Here is a 7,211-nt window from a genome sequence, read left to right as displayed (position 1 = left end):
TCAACTCCCTCTCTAGCAGTCGGCCGCGCTTCCTTCTCTCTCCCCCGCTGTCCGTTTCCGTTTCAGCGAAAGAGGCGTGATTCTAGTCAGGCCCCGCCCTTCGCGCAACCCCTTAGCGAAAAAATTTTCATGACCCCAATCGCTCCTCGGTCGCGGCAGAAATCCGATATTGATTTTTGTTTTGCCCACCAGTTTTTGCCCCTTCCCCATTCGGGCATCACTACAAATCGCATTCGGTATGGAAATACAGGCGCAGCAAGCGCCGGTTGTGGCGCGACTGCATAAAGACGCGCGCCCACAAACACGCAACCCCGCATTCGAAAATCAGGCGCGACACATGGCGCGCCGCTCGAAGCTCGAATAAAAGCGACGTCGGCAACAGCCACATCAACACGCTTCCCGTACTCACTGGGCGGCTCATTCAAACCCAAGCCATCCTCCTTTCCATCTCGCCCGTTTGTCTGAATTTTTCCTACACCTTTCAGCTAGGCCGACACTTCGTAAGTAGTTTGTCATCATGGTGCAGGCGACACTCACCGTCTTCTCGACAATCGGAGGCATACACATGAGGTTTCTGGTGCTCAATTCGGACGCGGAACGGCGTGACGGCTTGAAAACCCTGCTGCGGCAAATCGACCGGCACGCCGGCTATAACGATGCAAAAGATTGGCGGCAGGCACAACGGCTGATCAAGCAACAAAGTTTCGACTTGATCACAGTCGATTGGCGCGACATCGAGCGGCTCGGCGATCTGCATGCGTTCTGCAAGGCGTGCTCGCCAACGCCCGTCGCCGCACTGACGGACGACGCGTCGCCCGAGCAGACTCGAGCGCTTTTCGCCGCCGGCGTGCTTGGCGTCATCCCGCGCTCGACGCGCCCGCACTTGATCGTGCGCGCATTGGAGATCGTGCTGCTCGGCAGCTACTACGTGCCGCCGAGCGCACTCGATCTTGCAGAGCCATCCGCACGTGCCAGCGACAGCCGCGCCGATTCGCTGGCCGGTCAGCTTCCGGCCCGGAAGCGTTCACCATGCAGTCTACTGTCGCCGCGCCAAGCGCAGATCATGCGGTTTGTTCACATGGGCAGCACCAACAAGATGATTGCGCGCACGCTCGGCATCAGCGAAGGCACGGTCAAGATTCATTTGGCCAGCATCTTCCAGCAATTGGGCGCGAACAATCGCGCGTCCGCCGTCGCCATTTACAACGGCTGGCTGCCGCCGCACCTCGAAGTGTTGCTGGCCTCGAACGAAAGCTCGCCCAAGCCTGTACATGGCGCACCCGGCCCCGTACCGCTGCGCGCAGTGAAAACGCGGCACAAATACCCGCTCGCCGCCGAAAGCGAATCGACCAGCGAACCCCTCATCGCGGCCGAGCTGCCCACTCCGTACAAGGCGAATGAATAGCCGGTGAACCCGGTGCGCCCCGGCGGTCGCGTGAATCCGTTCCCATCTTTTGTATTCAACGAGTAATATAAAAACATGGGGTTTCTCTATACGCCGCTTCCGTTCTGGGTTGCCGTGGGTGGCTGGATCGCCGCCGTGGGATTGCTCGTCCTCGCATCATGGAGACGCCCGTTCGGCCGCCTGCAGGATCCGACTCTGCAGCACGTATGGCTCGCGCTCATCACGTCGATCACCGTGCTTTGGGCATCCAACGCATGGCTCGACGATGGCCTCGTCATGCATCTGCTCGGCGCCACGTTGCTCGTCACGCTGTTCGATTGGGCGCTATCTCTCATCGCCATGGCCGTTGTCATCGGTATCGCGGCGTTCGCATTCGACGCGACCTGGCAAGGCGTCGGACTCACCTATTTGATCTACGGCGCGCTACCTGTCGCGGCATCGGCACTGCTGCAGCGTGCGGCACTCGCGCGGCTGCCGCACAATCTGACCGCCCTCATCGCCGGTCAGGGCATCGTGTCGCCCGCGGTCGCGTCGGGCGCGGTGTCGATCGCGGCAGCAGGCATGCAGATCGCGCTCGCCAACGGCGCGTTCGTCGTCATACCGTCCGGCTATGTACTCAGCGCGCTGTTGCTGGCACTCGGCGAGGCATGGTTCACCGGCGTCGCGACCGCGTTGATCGCCGTCTACCGTCCCGCCTGGGTCACAACGTCCGACGTGCGCCGCTACCGCCTCGGCGGCCCCCGCCTGTAACGCGCCGCCGCGAGTTGCGCATCTGCGCGCGGCCAAAGATATCTGCCGAGCGCACTACTGCGCCGCTCAGAAATTACGCTAAGATGGAACCCTGCTCTTCATCGGGCATCTGACGTGCCTGGTGTCTCGATCTCCGTTATCCTCTACCCAGATGGACAGCTTCCCCGCCCCGCAACGCCTCCTTGGCGCGCTCGGCACGTTGACGGCCTGCGTCGCCGGCCTGACGCTCGCCTTCGCCGCGCCCGCATTCGCCGATCTCCTCGACCAACGCGCGGAGCTCGTCAACAAATACATCAACGACATGCACGCCGATCCGCTCGTCGCGGATTGCGCGGCGCATGGCAACTTCATTGCCAGCACGTCGAACAGTTTCGATCATGTCGAATTCCCGCCGAGCGCATTCGAAAGCGGCAACGCAGCGATCGCCCCTTGGAACGATTCGTTCGACGAAGGCAAGCAACGCGTGAAAGTCGACAACGTCGTGACGGTCGAAGGGCTCGGCATGCGTAACGACGGCGGCGAGCCCGCGCATTTGAAATTCCGCTGCGGGTACGTCGGCACGCAAATGCTCGCGTTCAGTTGGAACGATCCGTCGCCGCCTGTGAAACCGCGCGCCGAGCGGCCGGCAGCATCGAAGAAGAAGTTTCACAAGCACGCCGGCAAAGGCAAGGGTAAAGCAAAGGCGTCTGGCAAAAGCGGCAAACGATCGTCGACGGTGAAGGCCGTGAGGAAGCATTCGGCCCGCAAGGCACGATGATCGGCCGCCGCGGCCCGACCGGCCGGTAAAGCCGAATGACGCGCGGCGGCCGACACGCCGGTCGCCATTCACGAAAAAAGCCGGAGCGCGGCAAGCCCGCTCCGGCTTTTTTCGTGCGTCGACGCATGGCATTTTTCCGCCGACGCGCGTCGATCGCGCCCGGGCAAGTGCTCAGGCGAACGCGCGCACGTGCTCGAGAATCGCGGTCAACATCGCCGCGCCAAGCGCCGCACTACGCGCCCCGCTCCAGCCGGCGTGCTCGTCAGGCAGGTTCGCGTTGTCCTTGAACGGCATCTCGAGCGTCAACGACAGACAGCCGAACCGATTGCCGATGTACTTCGACGCGAGCTTGAGCGCCTCCTCGTTGTACTTGCTGGCCGCATAGCCATGCTCGTCCTGGAAATCGGGGCTCGCGCGCTTGAACGCGTCGATGAATGCACGCTGCTCGGCGCGCTGACGTTCCGTGAAGCCCGGCAACATCTCCGAGCCGGCCACGAACACATACGGCAGCGCCTCGTCGCCATGGATGTCGAAAAAGAGATCGCAACCCGCGGCTTCGATCGCATCGCGCACGACGAGCACTTCGGGGCTGCGTTCGGCATCGGGCGCCATCCATTCGCGATTCAGGTTCGCGCCCACCGCGTTCGTGCGCAGATTGCCGCGCACGCTGCCGTCAGGATTCATGTTCGGCACGATATAGAACGTCGCGTGATCGTAAAGCTTGCGGGCCACCGGATCGCCCGACCAGTCGCCCCAGCCGACGAGCCGCTTGACCAGTCCCTCGACAAACCACTCCGCCATCGATTCGCCCGGATGCTGGCGCGCGATGATCCAGACTTTCTTTTTCGCGACGTCATCCTCTTGCGGCGTGCCGAGCACGATAAGCGACAGCGGCCGCCCGTCATGCGTGCGCCCCAGCTCGACGACGTTCGCCTGCGGCATCTGCTGAACAGCCCCCAAAAACTCCGCCTGGCGCTCCTCGCTGTACGGCTCGAAGTACGCGTAATAGATGCTGTCGAATTCGGGCGTGTGGTCGATCGTCAGCGTTTGGCCGTCATACGACGTCGGCACGCGGAACCAGTTGACCCGGTCGTAGCTCGCGACCGCGCGATAGTCGCGCCAGCCGTCGGGGTATGCGCATTCCTTCGCATTGTCGAACGTCATCACGCAGCGTTCGCCGCGCGCGCCCGTGACGCGGAAATAGAACCATTGCGCGAACTCGGAATGATTGTCGCCGCGCACGCGCAGCCGGATCGCGTCCGCCCGCTCGCACGACAGGACGTCGATCGCGCCCGCATCGAAATTGCTCGTGATCGAGAGAGTCATTGCTGCGTCTCCTGGTGACGGCGGCCGCGCACGGCCGCCCGGATTTCATACGGTTTCACGCGCCTGCTCGGCGGCGGAATACATAAGTGTCGTCGTTCGACGCGGCTTCGTTGAACGCATAGCCCTCCGACGAAAAGCGCATCAGCGCACCGGGCGACGCGAGCCGTCCCTCGACGACGTAGCGCGCCATCAGTCCACGCGCGCGTTTCGCGTAAAAGCTGATGATCTTGTAGCGGCCGTCCTTCCAGTCTTCGAACACCGGCGTGACGACGCGCGCGCCGAGCAGCTTCGGTTTCACCGCCTTGAAATATTCAGCCGATGCGCAATTGACCAGTACGCGCGATGCGGCGTCGCGCTTGTCAAGCTCGGCGTTCAGCGCGCGCGTGATCCGCTCGCCCCAGAATGCGTACAGATCCTTGCCGCGCGCGTTGGCAAAGCGCGTGCCCATTTCGAGCCGGTACGGCTGCAACAGATCGAGCGGCCGCAGCAGCCCGTACAGTCCGGACAGCACGCGCACGTGCCGTTGCGCGTAATCGAGATCGTCCGCCGACAGCGAGCGCGCGTCGAAACCTTCGTAGACATCGCCATTGAACGCAAGCAGCGCCTGTTTGGCGTTCGCCGGCGTCGACGCGCGCGACCAGTCCGCATAGCGTTGGAAATTGAGCCGCGCGAGCGGATCGGAAATATTCATCAGCGTCGAGATCTGCTGCGGCGACAACCGGCGCAGCGCGCCGATCAGTTCGGCCGCGTCATCGATGAACTGCGGCAGCGTATGGGCGGCGACGTGCGGCGGCGTTTCGTAATCGAGCGATTTCGCGGGAGACAGAACGATTATCATAGAGGCTTGCTGGCATGCCGTGCGATGCCGGGCAATCAAACGAAAACCCTCAATTGTAACGAATGCCTAGCCCCGACGCTTTATGCGACGGTCTGCGCGTGGTGCTCGATTCGAACGTGTGGATCGATATCCTCGTGTTCGACGACCCCGCCACCCGTCCGATCCGCGCGGCCCTCGAAACCGGCGCCGTCACCGCGCTCATCGACGCCCGCTGCCTCGGCGAACTCGAGCGCGTGCTCGATTATCCTCAGTTCAAAGCGCGCGCGGTCGACAAGGCCGCCGCGCTCGCGACGGTCGCGCGTTTGACGCAGCATGTCGCAGGGCCACGCGCCAATGGCGGCTCGTGCGTAGCGGCAACCGCCGACACCGGAGCGAGCGCCCCGACTCCGGCCGCATCGGCCGCCCAGGCGATTGTCGCCGATACGCAGCAGCAGCAGCCGGGCGCGGCGCGGACGCCCGGCGCGCCGTCCGGCAGTGCCTTGCCGAGCCGCACCGATGCGCACGTCACGCCCGCCGCCTGCGCATCGCCTGCATCCGGCGCCGGCGTGCCGGCGGCAAACCCGCTGCTGGCGCGGACCGACGCACTGCCCCCGCCGCCGGGCGACGCGCCGCCGCGGCCGCTGCCCAAGTGCAAGGATCGCGACGACCAGAAATTCCTCGAACTCGCTTACGCGGCGCGCGCCGACTGGCTCGTGTCGAAAGATCGTGCGCTGCTGAAACTCGCGCGCCGCACCGAACGCGATTTCGGTTTCCGGATCGCGCCGCCCGAGTCGTTCGCCGCGCGAGCGCTTCCGGCCGGCGCGCCGGAGCCGGCGTAAGCACCCTTTTCCGCCCGATCTCGCGCATACAAGCCATGATGAACGCATCGCACGATATGCCCAACACACCTACCTTCCCATCCCGCCTGCCCCATGTCGGCACGACGATCTTCACTGTAATGAGCGCGCTCGCCGCGGAAAAAGGCGCGGTGAATCTCGGCCAGGGCTTTCCGGATTTCGACTGCGATCCGGCGATCGTCGATGCGGTCGCGCGTGCGATGCGCGACGCCCATAACCAGTATCCGCCGATGGCGGGCATCGCGCCGCTGCGCGAGGCGGTCGCGGACAAGACCGAGCAGCTCTACGGCCGCCGCTACGACGCGGCAAACGAGATCACGATAACGGCCGGCGCAACGCAGGCGCTCCTCACGGCGATCCTGTGCGCGGTGCATCCGGGCGACGAAGTGATCGTGATCGAGCCGACCTACGACAGCTATCTGCCGTCGATCGCGCTCGCCGGCGGCACGCCGGTCTTCGTTACGCTCGAGGCGCCCGATTACACGATTCCGTTCGACAAACTCGCCGCGGCGATCACGCCCAAAACGCGCGCGATCATCATCAACACGCCGCACAATCCGACCGGCACGATTTGGCGCGACGCCGACATGCGCGCGCTCGAGGACATCGTGCGCGGCACCGACATCCTGATCGTGTCGGATGAAGTCTACGAGCACATGGTCTATGACGGCGCGCGGCACGAGAGCGTCGTTCGCTACCCGGAACTCGCGGCGCGCAGCTTCGTCGTGTCGAGCTTCGGCAAAACCTTTCACGTGACGGGCTGGAAGGTCGGCTACGTGGCCGCGCCCGCCGCGCTGACGGCAGAGTTCCGCAAGGTGCATCAGTTCAACGTGTTCACGGTCAACACGCCGATGCAATATGGTCTCGCCGATTATCTGCGCCACCCCGAGCCTTATCTGACCTTACCCGCGTTCTATCAAAAGAAGCGCGACTTCTTCCGTGCCGGACTCGCGAACACCCGTTTCAAGCTGCTGCCGTGCACGGGCACGTACTTCCAATGCGTCGATTATTCGGCAATCAGCGATCTGCCCGAGGCTCAGTTCGCGAAATGGCTGACGACGGAAATCGGCGTGGCCGCGATCCCCGTGTCCGCGTTCTATCATGAGCCGCATGAATCGGACGTCGTGCGTTTCTGCTTCGCGAAGCGCGAAGAGACGCTCGCCCTCGCGCTCGAGCGGCTCGGTCGTTTGTAGCCGTCAAGAGCCGTCAAGCGGCGCATCCGGCGGGCGGTTTGATCCGGCGACGTGCGCAAGCGCGCCGATCCCGTGCGCGACGCGCGGGCGGCGCTCGAGCCGCCCG

General features: G+C 64.0%; 7 protein-coding genes. 5 read left to right on the top strand and 2 right to left on the bottom strand.

The annotated features are described in order from the left end of the window. The first annotated feature begins 565 nt into the window (after positions 1 to 565). The 3 genes from BSIN_RS12130 (at position 566) to BSIN_RS12120 (ending at position 2,912) form a co-directional block, all read left to right on the top strand. Complete coding sequence (locus tag BSIN_RS12130) at positions 566 to 1,405, top strand: response regulator transcription factor (RefSeq protein WP_089340685.1); 840 nt, start codon at positions 566 to 568, stop codon at positions 1,403 to 1,405. Between the two features lie 75 nt (positions 1,406 to 1,480). After that, positions 1,481 to 2,155, top strand: coding sequence for an energy-coupling factor ABC transporter permease (locus tag BSIN_RS12125; protein WP_089340684.1), 675 nt, complete (start codon positions 1,481 to 1,483; stop codon positions 2,153 to 2,155). 151 nt (positions 2,156 to 2,306) lie between these two features. Further along, on the top strand, positions 2,307 to 2,912 hold the full coding sequence (locus tag BSIN_RS12120) for a BspC domain-containing protein (protein ID WP_069234739.1): 606 nt from the start codon (positions 2,307 to 2,309) through the stop codon (positions 2,910 to 2,912). Between the two features lie 171 nt (positions 2,913 to 3,083). Here BSIN_RS12120 and BSIN_RS12115 read toward each other — a convergent pair whose 3' ends face one another. Then, positions 3,084 to 4,238 (bottom strand): M14 family metallopeptidase, encoded by a 1,155-nt coding sequence (locus BSIN_RS12115; protein ID WP_089340683.1) that lies wholly within the window; start codon positions 4,236 to 4,238, stop codon positions 3,084 to 3,086. A 55-nt stretch (positions 4,239 to 4,293) separates the two neighbouring features. Then, positions 4,294 to 5,076, bottom strand: coding sequence for a peroxide stress protein YaaA (yaaA, locus tag BSIN_RS12110; RefSeq protein ID WP_089340682.1), 783 nt, complete (start codon positions 5,074 to 5,076; stop codon positions 4,294 to 4,296). A 98-nt stretch (positions 5,077 to 5,174) separates the two neighbouring features. Here yaaA and BSIN_RS12105 point away from each other — a divergent pair, with 98 nt between their 5' ends. After that, positions 5,175 to 5,894 (top strand): PIN domain-containing protein, encoded by a 720-nt coding sequence (locus tag BSIN_RS12105; protein WP_369828177.1) that lies wholly within the window; start codon positions 5,175 to 5,177, stop codon positions 5,892 to 5,894. A gap of 38 nt (positions 5,895 to 5,932) precedes the next feature. Then, positions 5,933 to 7,105, top strand: coding sequence for a pyridoxal phosphate-dependent aminotransferase (locus BSIN_RS12100; RefSeq protein ID WP_173678674.1), 1,173 nt, complete (start codon positions 5,933 to 5,935; stop codon positions 7,103 to 7,105). The last annotated feature ends 106 nt before the right edge of the window (positions 7,106 to 7,211 follow it).

Source organism: Burkholderia singularis (assembly GCF_900176645.1).
GTDB lineage: Bacteria > Pseudomonadota > Gammaproteobacteria > Burkholderiales > Burkholderiaceae > Burkholderia > Burkholderia singularis.
This window is presented reverse-complemented; position numbering and strand designations above follow the sequence as displayed.